Source organism: Acetatifactor muris, from assembly GCF_024623325.1.
GTDB classification, from domain to species: Bacteria; Bacillota; Clostridia; order Lachnospirales; family Lachnospiraceae; genus Acetatifactor; species Acetatifactor muris.
Window position 1 is genome coordinate 17871 of record NZ_JANJZD010000025.1, and the last position, 19815, is coordinate 37685.

Sequence of the window (19815 nt, forward strand, 5' to 3'; positions counted from 1 at the left end):
CTATCTTAATCCTCGCCTTCATAAAAGCTGCAGCCACAACGTCCATTTTCCTTTGTCCTGTAAAGGGCAGAATCTGCATTTTTATAAAGCTCATCCCTGAAACCGGAAGGAGAAAAAGCACCGCCGACACTGAGAGATACTTCAGGCAGACCATCCGTTGGATGAAGCAATTCCTCATTGATATCATTTATTTTTTTCATAATTACAGATTTCATATCCGGTAATATATCTGTCAAAATAACCGCAAATTCATCTCCACCGATTCTGGCCGTATAATCCGAAGTACGAAAACTTTCTTCCAGAATCTTCGCCACCTTTTTTAGAACAAGATCTCCCACTTCATGCCCATATCCATCATTGATCAACTTAAATTTATCTACATCAACAATTAGCAAAGCTATGGGAATCTGTTTCAGCTTCAGAAGCTGTCTGAGATTCTCAAAAGCACCTCTGTTGATAATTCCTGTAAGAGGATCATGCTCTGCACGGTAATTGAGCATTGCTTCATTCGCCGCATTCAACTCATAAATATTATTATAAGTCAGCGCCAGGTATTTAAACTCGTAAGACCCCGATATATCCAGCCTTTCCTTATCTTCTATATTTTCTATATAAATTTTCAGCGGTTTAATAATCAATACGATTATCAGGAAAAACATCAGAATATTTTCAACAAACAATATGCTGATCAATACCTGTTGCCTGGTCATGGTCTGTTTCAGATTCTGCACACTGTCTTCCTGTTTCTCAATAGTATCATCAATATTCTTATTCAGGAAGAATGAAATATCATTCATTATCACACTTTTTTTATTCTGATATTCCTGGCCAAAAACCATATTGCGTGCTTTTTCTATCATTTCATCATAACTCAGATTTTTGTCCTCTTCCTTAATTTCCACATTCTTAACCACATCCGGGAAAAGCGACATATCCGATTCCTGTGCCACGGAAATCAATTTCATGGCATAAATTTCTTCTTCCATCAGTTTATTAGAATTATCAAGTGCACTCTGAAGATATTCACCCGCCTTTTCTCCCAGATGCAGGGCCTTCATTTCTTCCAGAGCAGAATCTCTTCTCTTTACTGTATAAACTTCTCTAAAGTATTCTTCCACATACTTTTTATCCATTGTCACCGTATAGAGACGCACCTGCTCTGTGAGGTAATCCGAACCTTCCTTTACCAGATCTGCATTTTTCTCACAGGCAATATAATCTTCCATGGCAGAAGTCATCAGATTATATCGATAAGAAGCGTTAATTGTCGCAAGAATAAGCATTATGTACAAAATAAAAGAAATCAAAATCATACAAATATTCATCGTACGTATTTTGATTCCCTTTACAGTTTTTTTACTATTACCATTCACCTGTTTTCACCATCCTTTTAAATCCTATGTTCTATTATACTCTATTTTGGTGAAAACTGACAACTTATTTTGTAACAGCTCTGAAAACAGATCAGACAGATCCGTAAACTGTCACACTATATGTTACAAAGGTTCCTTTCCCGGCAGTCCCGCTTTTCTGGGATACCGGACAGGTGTCTTTCTGTCCTTTTGTATTACATACAGAACCCGACCGATATCTGAATCAGGCAGCATAAAATCAACCTTTTTCTCCAATCTTCCTCCTAACAGCGAAATAGCTTTGCCTGCCTGCTCCATTTCATCTGAAGATTTCTCGGATTTATAAGCAATAAAATATCCGTTCTGTTTTACAAAGGGAAGACAGTATTCCGAAAGTGTGGAAAGATTTGCTACAGCCCTGGACACGCATAAATCAAAATGCTCTCTCCACTTTCCCTGTCTCGCATAATCTTCTGCTCTTCCGTGGACCGCTTCCACATTTTTCAGTCTCAATGCGCCAATCACAGCATTCAGGAACTGAATTCTCTTATTCAGAGAATCCAGTAATATCACATGAGAATCAGGAAATATAATTTTCAAAACCAGTCCCGGAAATCCTGCTCCTGTTCCAACATCAATCACAGAGACAGCTTTGCTGATATCATAAGCCTTTATCAGAGAAGCACTGTCTATAAAATGCTTCTTCATTACATCTTCAAATTCTGTTATGGCAGTCAGATTCATTTTCTGATTCCATTCCAGCAACATCTCATAATACTGCATTAATTGTGACAATTGTCCGTCAGTTAATGTAATGCCCAGGGAATTCATATCCCTTACCAGGTTTTCACTATTATATTGATCCATACAAAATCTCCGCTTTATATTCTTTTTATTTTGATTTTCCTAAATTCTGTATTTTCTTCGCCATACTCATATGGATGCTCCTCTCTTTCCTTATCCTGCCGGTAAGCTCAACATTTCTGACAGCTATTTTATTCCGCCGCAGCCTGCATGGAATAATTTATGTAACGGCATTATACCAGAAAAAAGAATAAAAGCTCCACCATTTTACACTGGAAAATTGTCAGCCATTGGTTGCATCAGCTATTTTTTTATCTTTTTCCATGTGTTTGAAAAGTCTGATCAACACAATAACTGCTATAAAGGCCAGAAGCATCTCTGAAGTTACCTGCGCATAAGGCAATCCATAAAGAGGAAACAGTTTATTCAGAATAAAAAGCGCCGGAATCTCAAATATTACTTTTCTGAGAATGGCAAAAATCAAAGCCTTCTCTCCCATGCCCGTAGACTGGAACACACCTACCGCCAGAAAGTCCACACACATAAAAGGAAGCTGCAGACACATGGCTCTGAGAAAATGAGTACCGTAAGAAACAATTACATCATTGTTCATAAACAATCGAATCAGAGAACCTGCAAACACAAAATATCCCACTGAGACCGTAATTACCAGACACAGACAAAGTTTCATGGCATAGAAAACTGTATCTTTCATTCTCCGATGATTACCATTTGCATAATTATATCCAATCAAAGGCAAAATACCCTGCGACAGACCAAAAAACAAGTTCATGGGTACCATATTAATTTTCTGCGCAATTCCCATGGAAGCCACCACATCAGAACCAAAAGAAGCAGAAAAGTTATTCAATAAAGTCATACTGGTCACATTCAGCAGATTCTGTATGCTGGCCGGTATACCCACAGCACAGATACCCAGAATAATTTTCTTATCAAGAGTAAAATATTTCGGAGAAATCGATACATATGTATGTTCCCTTCTCACAAACAATAACACGAAAAAATAACAGCAGGCTGCCGTATTTCCAAGAAAAGTTGCCAGACCCGCTCCTTCCGCACCCATATTCAGTCCCCATGGAAGAATAAACAGCGGGTCCAGAATCATATTCAATACACAGCCGCTGATAGTCCCTATACTGGCATGGAGAGTAGCGCCCTCCGAGCGAACCATATATGCCATAACCACATTCAAAATCGCGGGCACCGCCCCCCAGCAGACAGTCCACTTCATATAACCTGCAGTTGCGGTAATTGTATTTTCTTCTGCTCCCAGCAAATGAAGTAAATTTGTCCGAAAAAGAATACTTCCAAGAGAAAACAATGCCGCCGCACAAATTGTACAGTAAAATCCCACAGCAGAAGAACGTCTCACTGTCTCCTCGTCATGACGTCCCAGAGCCCGGCTCATCATACTGCTGGTTCCCACTCCAAAGAGGTTATTTACCGCATTAAATGCCAGCATCAGCGGTGCCACCAGAGTAACTGCAGCATTCTGTATCGGATCATTCAGCATACCCACAAAATATGTATCAGCCAGATTATAAATAATCATAATCAAAGAACTTATAATTGTGGGAATCACCATTTTCCTGACAGCTGCAGGAACAGGCGTCCGCTCAAATAATTCTGTTTTATCCTGATTTTTTATTTTCAATTCACTCATGAAATCCCTCTCATGTGCCTTTGTAATATACTTTATCTGCCATATCTTTCCAGATACACAAGCAATACAGAGATATCTGCCGGGGAGACGCCGGATATTCTGGATGCCTGTCCAATGGATATCGGACGAAAGAGCTTCAGATTCTGTCTGGCTTCTATCCGAAGGGAAGGCACTTCATCATAATCAAGATTCCCAGGGATTTTCTTTTTCTCCATCTTCCTGTATTGCTCTACCTGACGTTTCTGCCTGACAATATATCCTTCATATTTGATTTCGATATCTACCTGTTCGATTACTTCTGCCGGCAGTGCCTTTCTATCCCTGTCGATTTCTCCCAGAATTTCATAGGAAAGTTCCGGACGACACAACAATTCTGCGAGACTGGCTGCTGTCTTTAAGGAAGAACTGTCATGAGATTCCAGAAAGTGCTGTACTTCCTTATTTGCACCTACAGAAGTATTTTTCAGTCTTTCTATTTCACTCTCTATCAGCCTTTCTTTTTTCAGCAAATGTTGATATTCTTCCTCGGATATCAATCCTGCTTCATATCCTTTCTTTCTAAGCCGGAGATCAGCATTATCCTGACGCAACAATAGCCTGTATTCCGCACGGGATGTCATCATTCTGTAAGGTTCTCTGTTATTTTTCGTCACAAGGTCATCAATCAGCACACCAATGTAACCTTCTGATCTGTCAATTGTCAGAGGGCTCTTTCCCAATATTGACATGGCTGCATTTATTCCTGCTACCAGGCCCTGACAGGCTGCCTCTTCATAACCGCTGCTTCCATTAAACTGTCCTGCGCTGAAAAGTCCCCTTATTTTCCTGAATTCCAGAGTAGGATAAAGCTGTCCCGCATGAATACAGTCATATTCTATGGCATAAGCATTGCGCACAATCCTGCAGTTTTCCAGGCCGGGAACCGTTCTGTACATGGCAAGCTGGACATCCTCGGGAAGGGAGGAAGACATTCCCGCCACATACATTTCATTGGTATGAAGTCCTTCCGGTTCAATAAAAACCTGATGTCTCTCCTTTTCCGCAAATTTTACCACCTTATCTTCGATGGAAGGACAATATCTGGGACCTGTCCCTTCAATAATTCCGGCATAAATCGGAGACCTGTCCAGATTTTCCCTGATAATCTCATGCGTCTTCTCATTTGTATAAGTAAGCCAACAGGATACCTGTTCCTTCTGTACTGTATCCGGATCCGTTGAAAAGGAAAAAGGAACGATACGTTCATCTCCAAACTGCTCTTCCATTCTGGTAAAATCCAGACTTCTTCTGTCCATTCTTGCAGGAGTTCCTGTCTTAAAACGACGAAGCTCAATCCCCATTTTCTTCAATGATTCTGTCAGATGATTGGCAGCCTGCAGGCCATTTGGTCCCGTATAGGTGATAGACTCTCCGCACAGACACCTTGCCCCAAGATAAGTTCCCGTACACAGAACCACTGCCTTACATTCATAAACCATTCCGGTAAAAATCTTTACACCTTTTATTCTCTTCTGATACCCGTCCGGTTTCTCCTCAGAATCTGCTGTCTCTTCCCACAGCAGTTCACATACTTCTGCCTGCTTGATAACCAGATGATCCTGATTTTCCAGAACCTTTCTCATTGCTCTGGTATATTCCGCCTTGTCAGCCTGCGCTCTCAGAGAATGAACTGCAGGTCCCTTTGACACATTAAGCATTTTCGACTGAATAAAGGTTCTGTCAATATTTTTCCCCATTTCGCCGCCCAATGCATCCAGCTCTCTTACCAGATGTCCTTTGGAGGATCCTCCCACATTGGGATTACAGGGCATCAGAGCAATACTGTCCACACTGACTGTAAAAATAACTGTTTCCAGACCCAGCCTGGCACAGGCCAGAGCTGCCTCACAGCCAGCATGTCCTGCTCCGATTACACATACATCCACTTTTTCCACAAATTCATTTGTTTTACTCATCTCTATTTTCCCATACAAAATTTAGAAAAAATTTCTTCCACCAGATCATCATCCACTTCTTCCCCTGTAATTCTGCCCAGAGAAGCATAGGCATTCATTAAATCAATGGAATAAAAATCCTCCGGCATCCCGTTTTCTATACTCTTTTTTACCAACAGCAACGAGTCAAATGCCTCCTGCAATGCCTCTTTATGTCTCATATTTGTAATCACAATTTCACTGGTACTTTTTATTTCTTCCCGGAAAAACATATCCTTCACAGTCTTCTCAAAGATATCCAGTCCCTCTTCTTCTCTGGCAGAGGTTCTGATTGTTATCACTTCTTTCTCCTGAAAAGAATCCTCCGGATATCCTTCCTCCCGAAAAAGATCCTGAATCATTTCTTCTGTCACCGCATTTTTCAGATCACTTTTATTCATCAATACAATAACAGGTTTATTCTTTATCAGAGATATAATTTCTCTGTCATTTTCATCCAACTCTGTGGATGTATCCACAACATAGACAATCAGGTCCGCAGATTCTGCAGATTCCTTCGCCTTCTCCACCCCTATTTTTTCCACAATATCTCCGGTATCACGAATACCCGCTGTATCTACGATATTCAGGCAGATTTCTCCTAATTTCACTGTCTCCTGCAGAATATCTCTCGTTGTTCCGGCTATATCAGTTACAATCGCTCTCTCTTCCCCTGCAAGGCAGTTTAACAGAGAAGATTTTCCTGCATTTGGTTTCCCTACAATTACCGTCCTGATTCCTTCCTTTATCAACTTACCGTTTTCAGCAGTATCAATCAGCTTTTTGATTCTATCTGACAGATTTTCTATTTTTACAGACAATTCCCCGGGATATTTTTCCAGAATGAAATGTTCCGGATCATCCAGCGCAGATTCGATAAAAGCAATCTCATGAATCATTTCCGCCCTGAGCTTTCTCACTTCTTCAGACAGAATTCCTTTCAGCTGACTTACAGAAGAAGCCAGGGCATATTCATTCTGAGAATGTATCACATCCATTACCGCTTCGGCCCCGGCCAAGTCAATTCTCCCGTTTAAAAATGCTCTCTTCGTGAATTCTCCCGGCTCTGCCAGCCTCGCTCCGCAGAAAAGGGAAGCGGCAAGAATTTTCTTCATCACAAGTACACCGCCGTGACATTGTATTTCCACGGTATCTTCCCCTGTAAAGCTTCTGGGGGCTTTCATAACCACGGCCATTACTTCGTCAATGACAAAATTCCTTTCTTCTCCAACCACATATCCATAATACATTCTGTGGCTTTCCGCCTTGAACAGCATTTTTCTTCCGGAGGGCAGTCTGAATAATCTGTCTCCGACTTCTATCGCATTTTCTCCGCTGATTCTGATAATCCCGATTCCGGAATCGGTTATCCCTGTGGCAATTGCCGCTATTGTATCTTTTTTCATCATAAATCACTTTTCTTACAATCTGTGCATATCAACACACTGAAAATCAATGATTACATATATTACGAGGATTCTTCCATTTATTACAAAAGGGCCGCCGCATTAAGTCATTCAACTTTTTTCTTAATGCCACAGCCCTATCCTTTTCTTAAATTTATCTCTTATAAGTGACAACTACTCTCCTGAAAGGTTCATCGCCTTCACTGTGGGTAGATATATACTTATCGTTCTGCAGAGCTGAATGAATGATTCTTCTCTCATAGGGATTCATCGGCTCCAAAGACACCGGTCTTCTGGTCTTTTTTACTTTATAGGCTATATTTTTTGCCAGATTTTCCAGGGTTTCTTTTCTTCTCTGCCTGTAATCCTCTGTATCCACCTTTACTCTCACGTAATCTTCTGTCTCTCTGTTTACAACCAGAGAAACCAGATACTGCAGAGAGTCGAGAGTCTGTCCTCTCTTTCCGATGAGTACTCCCATTTCTTCTCCAGAAAGCTCTATATCCATAGTCTTTTCTTCTTCCTGATATTTCACTTCAACGGCCACATTCATGTTCATCGCCGCAAATACATCACTCAGAAAATTTTCAGCCACTTCCTCAACAGACATCTCTTCCATCTTTACAGCAGCTTTGATAATTGCAGGTTTGGAACCAATTCCTAAAAACCCGGCAGAACCTTCCTCTATTACCTGATAATCAAGTTTATCGCTGGTCACACCAAATTTCTGACATGCCTCCGTAATGGCTTCATTTAAAGTCTTAGCAGATACTTCGATATACTCCTGCTCCTTAACCATCTCTTTAAACCTCCTCATTCTAGTTCCGCATAAATCGTATCAATCATATCTGAGATCACTTTACTTATTATTTCTCTCATTGTATTCTCTGACCATATTGGCCTTTTCCATCATGCTTCCAGGTTTTGCACTGCTGCTTCTATACTGCTGATTATCCTTCGAAGCTGCTTCCTTTTCCTTCTCCGATACACCGGAATTCACATTTGCCTTACTTTGAATACTCGTTCTGTTCTGAATACTTCTTGTATTCATATTCGCATAGGCATTCATTCTCTCCTGATTCTTCTTCAGCTTTTCCATCTTTTTGGCACTCTTGGCAGAATTCTTCGCTATCACCTGCTCAAAATCCATCTTGTCAATATGCTTGTTAATGATAATCTGCTGAATACTTCTCACCACACTTCCGGCTACCCAGTACAGACCCATACCTGCAGGGAACGAAAAGCAGAACCATGCGGACATCAGCGGCATAATCATATTCATAGTCTTCATGGAAGCAGCCATGCTGGAAGCTTTCTCATTACCGGAAGCAGGCTGCTGCTGAGGCATCAGCTTTACGTTGATCCACTGTGTCACCGCGGACAGAACAGGAATCATCACAGCGCCGATCACAATTCCCCACGCACCCAGTTCCATACCTGTTTTAATCAGAGCACTGGGAGAATCTCCCATATTCAGACCCAGGAAATTATTGTAAATGTCTATCAATCCCCTGGTTGATTCATTACTTAAAATCAACTGACCTCCCACTTCGGGATAAGTAAGGCTGGCCAACTGGTAATGATCCGCTATTGTTTCCAGATCAGCAGAGGACAGTTTATTCAGCACATCAATAATGCCGTTGCTGAGATTTCCGTCCGTCATGGACCTTCCATACATACTGACTACATTGGAAATGCTGTCAGAACCTGAATTCTGAAGAAATCCGCCTCCGTCAACAGATATGATTTTATCAGCCAGTACTCTGAAAGTATTCCCAATCTTTGTCACATAAGCCGGCATGGAATAAATGACTCGATACAGGGCAAACAAAATAGGCATCTGAATCAGCAGCTGTACACAGCTTCCGCTTGGTGATACACCATACTTTGCATAGACAAGCTGAATCTCCTGATTCTTTGCCATCATGGAATCATTATCTTTTCTTCCTTTATACTTTGCCTCGATTGCCTGTAATTCCGGATTCATTTTCGCAGAAAGCTTGGAGAATTTCTGCTGCTTGATATTCAGAGGCGTCATTAACAGATTTACCACAATCGTAAACAGAATAATTGCAAGACCTATATTGGGAATTCCGATAAAATCAATCACATAAAAGATTGCGTTCATGATTTTACCGAGCAGCCATGCAACCTGCCCTATAATTGGGGTGGTATTCTGAGTCAGTAAAATTAAATTCATTTATTCTCTATCCTCTCAGTCAGATTGTGTCGGTTCATCAATTCCCCTGATTTCTCCTTTTTCCGATGACAATTTCATCCGGAACCGGGTCAAATCCCCCTTTTGAAAAAGGATTACAGCGCAGTATTCTCCACCCGGCCAGCAAACTGCCCTTAAAAGCACCGTGCTTCTGAATGGCCTCTAAGCCATACTGAGAACAACACGGTATATAAGGACATTTTGTTCTCTTCAAGGGAGACAAATATTTCTGATAAAATCGAATACCGGCAACCAATAATTTTTTCATGCTCTCATAAAATTTCCAAAGCCTTAATCAACATAAAAATATACCTTGATAATATGATGAAGCTTTCCAAGGTGAAGCAGGGCTTTTTCAATCTCATAGTATCCTGCCGAAGCCGTGCTCTTCCTCGCAACGATTACGATATCCAAACCACTATTGAATATCGCTTCATGTAATCTGTAACTTTCTCTCACCAGTCTCGTCACTCTGTGCCTGACCACACTGTTTCCGACCTTTTTACTCACACTGATTCCAATCCGGTTCTTCTCCGTGCCATTTTCCTTCACATACATAACCAGATATCTGTCTGCATAAGATTTACCATTCTGGTAAACGAATTGAAACCTGTGATTTTTACTCAGACTTTCAGAAAACCTCATCTGCCATCCTCCGTCTGCATTTCACAAACGTAATCAAAAAGGTCACATTTCTGTGACCTATGCGGACAATACTTTTCTTCCTTTTGCACGTCTGGCCGCCAAAACTTTTCTTCCACCGCGAGTACTCATTCTTGCTCTGAATCCGTGAACCCGAGCATGCGAACGCTTTTTGGGCTGAAATGTCATTTTCATGGAAAAGCACCTCCTTTTCTCTGAACCTTTTATATAAAGGCAACTTATTTTCTCTTCACACGTATATTTCAGGAAAATAGCATATTGATTGTATAAAAAAAAAAGCCTTATGTCAAGGAAAATTCGGCAAAAACAGGATATTTATATAATAAAAAAATTTTACATGGGTTATACACATAGATATCCACAACAAATTCGTGTTAATAAGTTATACACAGTATGTTGATTATTTGTGGATAATTCAAGTAAAAATGGTATGAATCTTGTGTAATAAAACACAAATTAATCACAGCCCCTTATAAAACAGCCTTTTTTCGTAATGTATACTTATCCACTTATTCACATTTATATCCACATAAGTATGTATACAAGTAAATTATAAACAAAGTTATTCACATTATGTGGATAATTTTATCCCTGTATATGTTCAAAACTAATATTTGAAATCTTTTGAAAACTATATTACAATAGTGAAATGCAGCATTTTCGTTCGAGGGAGGAAAAGACAATGGAAAGTATCAGGGAAAACTGGACTGCCATAAAGGAAACCATTAAGAGAGAATATGATCTGACTGATATTTCCTACAGGACATGGGTAGAACCACTTGCATTGTACAATGCGGACAATCATATTGTAAGCATCATCATACCGGAAGAACAGTCTCATATGATTGATTATATTTCTTCCAGATATAAGAGTTTTTTTCAGGTCACCATAACGGAGATGCTGGAAGAAGATTATGATATTAAATTCGTCCAGGAAAAAGATGTGATCAAAGAAATGCAAAAGGACAACCTTCCTGCAGAAAACGATCCCTCCAATCACATCAATTCCGAAAATGCAAATCTCAATCCAAAATATAAATTTGATACTTTCGTGGTAGGCAGCAGCAATAAATTTGCCCATTCCGCTTCCCTTGCAGTGGCGGAATCTCCCGGACTCACTTATAATCCTCTTTATCTATACGGAGGTCCCGGCCTGGGCAAAACACATCTGATGCATTCCATAGGACATTTTATTATGGAACAGAATCCAGATAAAAAAGTTCTCTATGTGACCAGCGAAGAGTTTACAAATGAAGTAATCGAATCTATCAGAAGCGGTAATGCTGCTTCCATGACAAAGCTCCGCGAAAAATACAGAACTGTAGACGTTCTGATGGTAGATGACGTTCAGTTTATTATAGGAAAGGAAAGTACACAGGAAGAATTTTTCCACACATTTAATGTACTTCATTCAGCCAGAAAGCAAATCATCCTGTCCTCGGATAAGCCGCCGAAAGAAATAGAGACTCTGGACGAAAGATTTCGTTCCAGATTTGAATGGGGACTGATTGCCGATATACAACCTCCCGATTATGAGACGAGAATGGCAATTCTCCGGAAAAATGCCGAGCATTCCATACACCCCATTGATGAAGAAATTATCAAATATATTGCTACCAATATCAAATCCAACATAAGAGAACTGGAAGGTGCTTTCAATAAAGTAGCCGCCGCCGGTAAGCTGAACAAAGTGGACCTGACCCTTGCAGTGGCCGAAGAAGCGCTGAAGGACGTCATTTACCCCAACAAGGCAAGAGAGATTACTCCTGCTCTGATTATTAATGTGGTCTCCGAACACTTTGGCGTGAGACCGGAAGATATTACATCGAAAAAAAGAAATTCCGAATTTGTACTTCCCAGACAGATTGTTATGTATCTCTGCCGGGAACTGACAGATACCTCTTATATGAACATAGGAAAGCTTCTGGGAAAAAAGGACCACACCACGATTATTCATGGAGTCAACAAAATTACCGCGGAAATACAGACAAATGAAGATCTTAAAAATAAGGTGGATATTATAATAAAGAAGATAAATCCTTCTTAGAAGATAAATCCTTCTTAGAAGATAAATCCTTCAGAAGATAAACCATTTCCAGAGAAAATTACCCACATATCCATGTGGGTAGTATGTGGTTAATGTACGTCCTGAACAGGAAGGAAAAGAAAAGAGAAAAACGACTGTGAATAACTTCATTTTTATTCTCAGGATATTTTTTCATTATTAACAAGTTTTCCATTCCATTTTTCCTTGAAAAATAGTATAATAGAGACACTTATGCACTTATCAACAACCCTTATTAATAATATTATGAATATCTTTATCTATATATAAGAAACGCGAAATTTTCTGACAGGGAAGGAGTTATCTACATGAAATTAATTTGTTCCAAATCAAATCTTCTGAATGGTGTACAGATTGTATCAAGAGCCGTTCCCAACAAAACGACAATGTCCATTCTTGAATGTATATTGATAGATGCTTCCAACGGATTGATCACCTTAACCGCCAATGATATGGATCTGGGAATAGAGACAGTCATAGAAGGAGAAATCCTGGAAAAGGGATTGATTGCACTGGATGCGAAAATATTTCTTGAAATTGTAAGAAAGCTTCCCGACAGTTCTATCAGAATAGAAACAGATGCTTCTTATAAGACAATCATTACCTGTGAAAAAGCAAAATTTACTTTAATGGGTAAATCCGGAGAAGATTTCTCCTATCTGCCTGTAGTGGAAAAGGAAGAGAGTATTTCAATCAGCCAGTTTACTTTAAAGGAAATGGTCAGACAGACAATTTTTTCCATTGCGGATAATGACAATAATAAACTGATGACAGGAGAATTGTTTGAGATCAATGGAGACGAGTTGAAGCTGGTCTCTTCAGACGGGCATCGTATCTCGATCCGTAAAATTCAGCTGCGGGAAACCTACGCGCCAAAGAAGGTGATTGTTCCAGGGAAAACCCTGAATGAGGTGAGCAGGATTCTTCCCGGAGGAGCGGACAGTTTTCTGACCATATATTTTACTTCAAAACATATTGTGTTTGAATTTGAGAATACAGTTGTAGTATCCAGACTGATAGAAGGAGAATATTTCAACATTGACAGAATGCTTTCCAGCGACTATGAGACAAAGGTACGGGTAAATAAGAAAGAATTCCTGAACTGTATTGACAGAGCCACTCTTCTGACCAGAGAAGGGGACAGAAAGCCTATTGTAATCAACATCAGCGATGCAGGCATGGCACTGAGAATTGAATCCGCGCTGGGAAGTATGAATGAAGATATTGACATCGAAAAGCAGGGAAGAGATCTGATGATCGGTTTTAACCCGAAATTTCTGATAGATGCGCTTCGTGTCATAGATGAAGAAGAAGTGGATCTGTACATGGTAAATCCAAAGGCTCCCTGCTTCATCAAAAATGAGGACAAGGGATATATTTACCTGATACTTCCGGTAAGTCTTGTAGCAAATTATGCAGGCCGTCAGTAACATTGAGCAAAATCTCATGCAGGTATCATTTTCAGAACAATGGAAATGATTCGGCGGCAGTTTCTGAGGAGAGATAGAGAATGGAAATCATACATCTGAAAGAGGATTATATAAAACTTGGTCAGGCTTTAAAGGCTGCCGGTATGACAGATTCCGGTGTGGAAGCAAAGTATGAGATTCAGGAGGGTCTGGTAAAAGTGAACGGAGAGACTGAAACCAGACGCGGTAAAAAGCTGTCAGCCGGCGATATTGTGGAATATAAAGGAAAAACCATTAAAATAGAATTGTGAAGACGGTATTAATATGGTGATCAAATCAATAGAACTGGCAGGTTACAGAAATTATGATTTTCTTAACATGCAGTTCGACAGAGGGACAAATATCCTGTATGGGGATAATGCGCAGGGAAAAACGAATATACTGGAAGCTATTTTTATGGCTGCCACCACAAAGTCCCACAGGGGAAGCAAGGACAGAGAAATCGTCAATTTTGACAGAGAAGAGGCACATATCAGAACTTTTCTGGAAAAAGAGGGTGTGGAGACGAGAGTGGATATGCACTTAAGAAAAAGCAAATCAAAAGGAATTGCCATCGACGGACAGAAGATAAAAAAGGCTGCGGATTTGCTTGGTCTGTGTAATGTGGTATTTTTTTCACCGGAGGATTTGGGAATTATCAAGAACGGGCCCGTTGAAAGAAGAAGATTTGTGGATATGGAACTGTGCCAGCTGGACAGCTTCTACCTTTATAATCTGAATCATTACAATAAAATTGTCAATCAGCGCAACAAACTGTTAAAAGATATGTATATGAATCCGTCACTGAAGGAAACTTTGGGAATATGGGATATGCAGCTGGTCTCTTTCGGAAGCAAAATAATAGAGCGCAGAAAGTTATTCGCAGAACAGTTAAATGATATTATTTATGATATTCACAGAAAGCTTTCAGGGGACAGAGAGAACCTTGTCATCCATTATGAGCCGGATGTTGAGATTGAGGATTTTGAACAAAAGCTACGACAGAGTCAGGAAAAAGATATCAGATCAAAGATGACATCGACAGGTCCTCACAGGGATGACTTTTCCTTTATGATAGAAAATGTAGATATCAGAAGATATGGTTCTCAGGGGCAGCAGAGGACGGCAGCCCTGTCTTTGAAACTATCTGAGATAGAACTTGTGAAGAAAATTACCAAAGATAATCCAATCCTTTTGTTGGATGATGTGTTGTCTGAACTGGATTCTAACAGGCAGAATTACCTTTTAAACAGTATAGGGGATATTCAGACCATCATTACCTGTACCGGTCTGGAAGAATTTGTCAACCACAGATTTGAAATCAACAGGGTTTACAGGGTATCGGAAGGAACCGTAAGCTGTATGAATACGGATGTTGTATCGTAAAACAGAAAGGATATATTTGTATGAACGAAGAAACAATCAACAACACTGCAGTGGAACATGAATATGGTGCAGACCAGATCCAGATTCTGGAAGGACTGGAAGCGGTTAGAAAGCGTCCGGGAATGTATATAGGAACGACTGCCAGCAGAGGTCTTCATCATCTGGTGTATGAGATTGTGGATAATTCAGTAGATGAGGCACTGGCCGGATTCTGTGATACTATTGATGTAAGAATAAATGAAGATAATTCTGTAACTGTTATTGATAATGGACGGGGAATTCCTGTAGGCATCAATCAGAAGGCAGGCATTCCTGCGGTAGAGGTGGTATTTACTGTTCTGCACGCCGGAGGAAAGTTCGGCGGAGGCGGTTATAAGGTGTCTGGAGGTCTGCATGGTGTGGGAGCATCTGTGGTAAACGCTCTCTCTGAATGGCTGGAAGTGGAAATCCGTCAGGAGGGAAAGGTTTACAGGCAGCGTTATGAGCGGGGAAATGTATGTTATCCCTTAAAAGTTATCGGAACCTGCGGAGAAGAAGAAACGGGAAGTAAAATCACATTTTTGCCGGACAAGACTATTTTCACGGAAACTACGATTTTTGACTTTGATTTACTGAAAATAAGGCTTCGCGAGATGGCTTTTCTGACCAAAGGTCTGAGAATTATACTGAGGGATGGAAGATCAGAAGCAGAAACTCTTCAGGAACATGAGAACAGCCAGATCAATGAATTGTTAAAAAGAGCGGAAGAAGATCGAAAAGAAGAGCAGGAAGCCGGGGAAAGCGGATCCGGAGAAGAAAAAAGGGAAGAGAATATAAAAGTAAAGAAGGAGAAGAAAGCAGAATTTTACTATGAGGGCGGAATCAGGGAATTCGTATCTTATCTGAACAGAAGCAAGGCTCCTCTTTATGAGAATATCCTTTACTTTGAAGGACAGAGAAACGGTGTGTATGTGGAGGTTTCCTTCCAGCATAATGATTCCTTTAATGAAAGTGTATTCAGTTTTGTGAATAATATCAACACACCTGAAGGCGGAACACATTTACAGGGATTCAGAAACGCTCTTACGAAGACTTTCAATGATTACGCAAGGAATGCAAAGCTTTTAAAGGAGAACGAGCCCAATCTTTCAGGGGAAGATATCAGGGAAGGACTCACTGCCATAATCAGTGTGAAGATAGAAGATCCTCAGTTTGAAGGACAGACAAAGCAAAAGCTGGGAAACAGTGAAGCCAGAGGTGCTGTGGATGGAGTTGTCAGTGAACAGCTTACTTATTTCCTGGAACAGAATCCCATGCTGGCAAAATCTATCTGTGAGAAATCTATTCTTGCTCAGAGAGCAAGGGAGGCCGCCCGCAAGGCAAGGGATCTGACCAGAAGGAAGACTGCTCTGGACGGAATGGCCCTGCCCGGCAAGCTGGCGGATTGTTCCGATAAGGATCCGAAAAACTGTGAAATCTATATTGTGGAAGGTGATTCCGCAGGGGGAAGTGCGAAGACAGCCAGGTCTCGTGCAACACAGGCCATATTACCTCTGAGGGGGAAGATTCTGAATGTGGAGAAGGCCAGACTGGATAAAATTTATTCCAATGCGGAAATCAGGGCAATGATTACAGCTTTCGGCACAGGCATTCATGACGATTTCAATATCGAAAAGCTTCGTTATGACAAAATTATACTGATGACGGATGCAGATGTGGACGGAGCTCATATCAGCACTTTACTTCTCACTTTTATTTATCGTTTTATGCCTGATCTGATTAAAGAGGGCCATGTGTATCTGGCAAAGCCTCCTCTGTATAAGCTGGAAAAGAATAAAAAGGTGTGGTACGCATACAGTGACGAAGAACTGGACGAAATTCTGAAGGAAGTGGGCAGAGACCAGAATAATAAAATACAGCGTTATAAGGGATTGGGAGAAATGGATGCAGAGCAGCTCTGGGAGACAACCATGGACCCGGCCAGGAGAATTCTTCTGCGCGTGAACTATAATGAGGAGATGGAATCTGAGCTGGATCTTACTTTTACCACACTTATGGGAGATAAGGTAGAACCCAGACGGGAGTTTATCGAGGAAAATGCAAAGTTTGTGAAGAATCTGGATATCAAATGACACTTTTTGAGCTTGAGAGTAAGGAACTGTCCGGAAATAATTTGATTACACAGGTTATTTCACGGCAGTTCCTGTGACAATGAAAGAGGAACAGAATGAAAGATGATATTTTTGATAATAACCCGGAGATTGACAAGATTCATGAAGTAGATTTAAAAGAGAAAATGGAATCCTTTTACATCGATTATTCTATGAGTGTCATTGCTTCCAGGGCGCTTCCGGATGTCAGAGATGGTTTGAAGCCTGTTCAGCGCAGGGTGCTTTATTCCATGATTGAGCTGAACAATGGTCCGGATAAGCCTCATCGTAAAAGTGCACGTATTGTCGGTGATACAATGGGTAAATACCATCCCCACGGAGACAGTTCCATTTATGGGGCTCTGGTTAATATGGCACAGGAATGGTCCACAAGGTATCCGCTGGTGGACGGACATGGGAATTTCGGTTCCATGGATGGGGACGGTGCGGCTGCCATGCGTTATACAGAGGCAAGACTTTCTAAAATTTCCATGGAGCTGCTGGCTGATATCAACAAAGATACAGTGAATTTTTCACCAAACTTTGATGATACGGAGAAAGAACCGGATGTACTTCCCAGCCGTTATCCGAATCTGCTGGTAAATGGTACCACAGGGATTGCAGTTGGTATGGCTACCAATATACCGCCTCATAATCTTCGTGAAATAGTAAGTGCTATTGTGAAAATCATAGATAACAGGGTAAATGAGAACAGGGAGACTTCTATCGAAGAAATTCTTTCTATTGTGAAAGCGCCTGATTTTCCTACAGGAGGTCTCATTCTGGGGACAAGAGGCTGTAATGAGGCCTACAGAACGGGAAGAGGCAAAATTATAGTCCGTGCCGTGACCAATATAGAAACGCTTCCCAACGGTAAAAGCCAGATTGTTGCAACTGAACTGCCTTACATGGTCAATAAGGCAAATATGATTATCAAGATTGCAGAGCTGGTAAAGCTGAAGAAGATTGACGGGATCACAGATATACGCGACGAATCCAACAGAGAAGGTATCAGAGTGGTCATTGAACTCCGCAAGGATGCCAACGCCAACGTAATACTGAATCAATTATATAAACATACGCAGCTCCAGGACACCTTTGGTGTCATTTTGCTGGCTCTGGTGGATCAGCAGCCGAAAATAATGAATCTTCCTGATATGTTGAAATATTATCTGATTCATCAGGAGGATGTAGTCACAAGAAGAACCAGGTATGATCTGAATAAAGCGGAAGAAAGAGATCATATTTTACAGGGATTGTTAAAAGCGCTTGATTTCATTGATGAAGTCATATCCATTATCCGCAGCAGCCGAAATACACAGATTGCAAAAGAAAGACTGATGGAGAGATTTGAACTTTCTGACCCGCAGGCACAGGCCATTGTGGATATGAGGCTGAGAGCTCTCACTGGTCTGGAAAGAGAAAAGCTGGAGAATGAACATGAGGAGCTTCAGAAAAGGATAAAGGAATTGAAGACGATTCTGGCTGATAAAAAACTTCTGTTGGGTGTTATCAAGAAAGAAATTATGGAGATTTCTGAGAAATTCGGAGATGACAGACGTAGTAAAATCAGCTATGATGATTCTGATATATCTGTGGAGGATTTAATTCCAAACGAAAATACAGTGATTGCTCTGACTTCTCTGGGATATATCAAGAGAATGACAGTGGATAATTTTAAATCTCAGAACAGAGGCGGAAAAGGAATTAAGGGTATGCAGACCATCGACAGTGATTTTATAGAAGATCTGTTGATGACCACCACGCATCATTATCTGAATTTCTTCACCAGTCTGGGACGGGTGTACCGTTTGAAGGCTTATGAGATTCCGGAGGCAGGAAGAACAGCCAGAGGGACGGCGATAGTTAACCTGCTGCAGCTGGCACCGGAAGAGAAAATCACGGCAATGATTCCCATTAAGGAGTATGACAGTGAGAAGAATCTCTTCATGGTCACGAAGAAGGGAATCGTAAAGAAGACTTCCATGATGGAATTTATGAATATTCGGAAAAAGGGTCTGACGGCGATAAATCTCAGAAGTGATGATGAGCTGATTGAAGTCAAGGTTACGGATAAGGACAGCGAAATTTTCCTGGTGACCAAACAGGGAATCTGCATTCGCTTTAAGGAGACAGATGTAAGATCCACAGGCAGAAGTTCCATGGGTGTAATCGGTATGAATTTATCCGATGAAGATGAAATTATCGGCATGCAGCTTCAGAGCCAGGGTGATTCTCTTTTGATTGTATCCGAAAACGGACTGGGAAAACGTACCTACCTGAATGAGTTTACTGTTCAGAATCGCGGCGGTAAGGGAATTAAATGTTATAAAGTCACAGAAAAAACAGGAAATGTGGTAGGCGTCAAGGCTGTGACTGATGAAAACGAAATTATGATGATCAGTACGGAAGGCATTATTATCCAGCTCAGGATGCAGGACATTTCTACTTTGGGACGAGTTACTTCCGGTGTGAAGATGATTGATATGGAAGAAGGCGTTAAGATAGCGCAGATAGCCAAAGTCAGGGAAAAAGTATCCGACGGAGAGCAGGAATTTGATGACCCGGAAGATGCCATGAAAGAGATTGAAGAAGAAGAGATACAGGAAAGTGAAAATGTAATAAAAGGAACAGAAGAAAATCAGGAAACATAAAGTAATAAAAAGAGCTGTAACACTGACCGTGTC

General features: G+C 40.8%; 16 protein-coding genes. 6 read left to right on the forward strand and 10 right to left on the reverse strand.

The window, feature by feature from the left end:
- Positions 1-5 precede the first annotated feature (5 nt).
- The 10 genes from NSB25_RS20500 to rpmH all read right to left on the reverse strand — a co-directional run bounded on the left by NSB25_RS20500 (position 6) and on the right by rpmH (position 10274).
- Entirely contained in the window at positions 6-1313 is a 1308-nt protein-coding gene (locus NSB25_RS20500) for a GGDEF domain-containing protein (protein ID WP_242982558.1), read from the reverse strand.
- Between the two features lie 183 nt (positions 1314-1496).
- The gene (rsmG, locus tag NSB25_RS20505) at positions 1497-2219 is read right to left on the reverse strand and encodes a 16S rRNA (guanine(527)-N(7))-methyltransferase RsmG (protein ID WP_103241393.1); all 723 of its coding nucleotides are present in this window, start codon (positions 2217-2219) and stop codon (positions 1497-1499) included.
- Between the two features lie 220 nt (positions 2220-2439).
- Positions 2440-3840, reverse strand: coding sequence for an MATE family efflux transporter (locus NSB25_RS20510; RefSeq protein WP_103241394.1), 1401 nt, complete (start codon positions 3838-3840; stop codon positions 2440-2442).
- 32 nt (positions 3841-3872) lie between these two features.
- Positions 3873-5795 (reverse strand): tRNA uridine-5-carboxymethylaminomethyl(34) synthesis enzyme MnmG, encoded by a 1923-nt coding sequence (mnmG, locus tag NSB25_RS20515; RefSeq protein ID WP_103241395.1) that lies wholly within the window; start codon positions 5793-5795, stop codon positions 3873-3875.
- A gap of 2 nt (positions 5796-5797) precedes the next feature.
- Positions 5798-7219, reverse strand: a complete 1422-nt coding sequence (gene mnmE / locus NSB25_RS20520) for a tRNA uridine-5-carboxymethylaminomethyl(34) synthesis GTPase MnmE (protein ID WP_172455230.1) — start codon at positions 7217-7219, stop codon at positions 5798-5800.
- Between the two features lie 154 nt (positions 7220-7373).
- Positions 7374-8018, reverse strand: a complete 645-nt coding sequence (gene jag, locus NSB25_RS20525) for an RNA-binding cell elongation regulator Jag/EloR (RefSeq protein WP_103241397.1) — start codon at positions 8016-8018, stop codon at positions 7374-7376.
- A gap of 60 nt (positions 8019-8078) precedes the next feature.
- Entirely contained in the window at positions 8079-9419 is a 1341-nt protein-coding gene (locus tag NSB25_RS20530; protein WP_103241398.1) for a YidC/Oxa1 family membrane protein insertase, read from the reverse strand.
- Positions 9420-9456: 37 nt separating this feature from the next.
- Positions 9457-9705, reverse strand: a complete 249-nt coding sequence (gene yidD / locus NSB25_RS20535; RefSeq protein ID WP_103241399.1) for a membrane protein insertion efficiency factor YidD — start codon at positions 9703-9705, stop codon at positions 9457-9459.
- A gap of 23 nt (positions 9706-9728) precedes the next feature.
- Complete coding sequence (gene rnpA, locus NSB25_RS20540; protein ID WP_103241400.1) at positions 9729-10082, reverse strand: ribonuclease P protein component; 354 nt, start codon at positions 10080-10082, stop codon at positions 9729-9731.
- A 57-nt stretch (positions 10083-10139) separates the two neighbouring features.
- Positions 10140-10274 (reverse strand): 50S ribosomal protein L34, encoded by a 135-nt coding sequence (gene rpmH / locus NSB25_RS20545; RefSeq protein ID WP_103241401.1) that lies wholly within the window; start codon positions 10272-10274, stop codon positions 10140-10142.
- A 508-nt stretch (positions 10275-10782) separates the two neighbouring features.
- On the opposite strand from rpmH, the gene dnaA reads away from it, so the two are divergent.
- The 6 genes from dnaA (at position 10783) to gyrA (ending at position 19782) form a co-directional block, all read left to right on the forward strand.
- The gene (dnaA, locus tag NSB25_RS20550; protein WP_103241402.1) at positions 10783-12147 is read left to right on the forward strand and encodes a chromosomal replication initiator protein DnaA; all 1365 of its coding nucleotides are present in this window, start codon (positions 10783-10785) and stop codon (positions 12145-12147) included.
- 326 nt (positions 12148-12473) lie between these two features.
- Complete coding sequence (gene dnaN, locus NSB25_RS20555) at positions 12474-13595, forward strand: DNA polymerase III subunit beta (RefSeq protein WP_103241403.1); 1122 nt, start codon at positions 12474-12476, stop codon at positions 13593-13595.
- Positions 13596-13675: 80 nt separating this feature from the next.
- Complete coding sequence (locus NSB25_RS20560) at positions 13676-13885, forward strand: RNA-binding S4 domain-containing protein (RefSeq protein ID WP_103241404.1); 210 nt, start codon at positions 13676-13678, stop codon at positions 13883-13885.
- Between the two features lie 13 nt (positions 13886-13898).
- Positions 13899-14999: a DNA replication/repair protein RecF gene (recF, locus tag NSB25_RS20565; protein WP_103241405.1), complete on the forward strand. Its 1101-nt coding sequence runs from the start codon at positions 13899-13901 to the stop codon at positions 14997-14999.
- A gap of 20 nt (positions 15000-15019) precedes the next feature.
- Complete coding sequence (gyrB, locus tag NSB25_RS20570) at positions 15020-17110, forward strand: DNA topoisomerase (ATP-hydrolyzing) subunit B (RefSeq protein ID WP_103241406.1); 2091 nt, start codon at positions 15020-15022, stop codon at positions 17108-17110.
- 95 nt (positions 17111-17205) lie between these two features.
- Positions 17206-19782 (forward strand): DNA gyrase subunit A, encoded by a 2577-nt coding sequence (gene gyrA / locus NSB25_RS20575; RefSeq protein WP_103241407.1) that lies wholly within the window; start codon positions 17206-17208, stop codon positions 19780-19782.
- Positions 19783-19815: the final 33 nt, after the last annotated feature.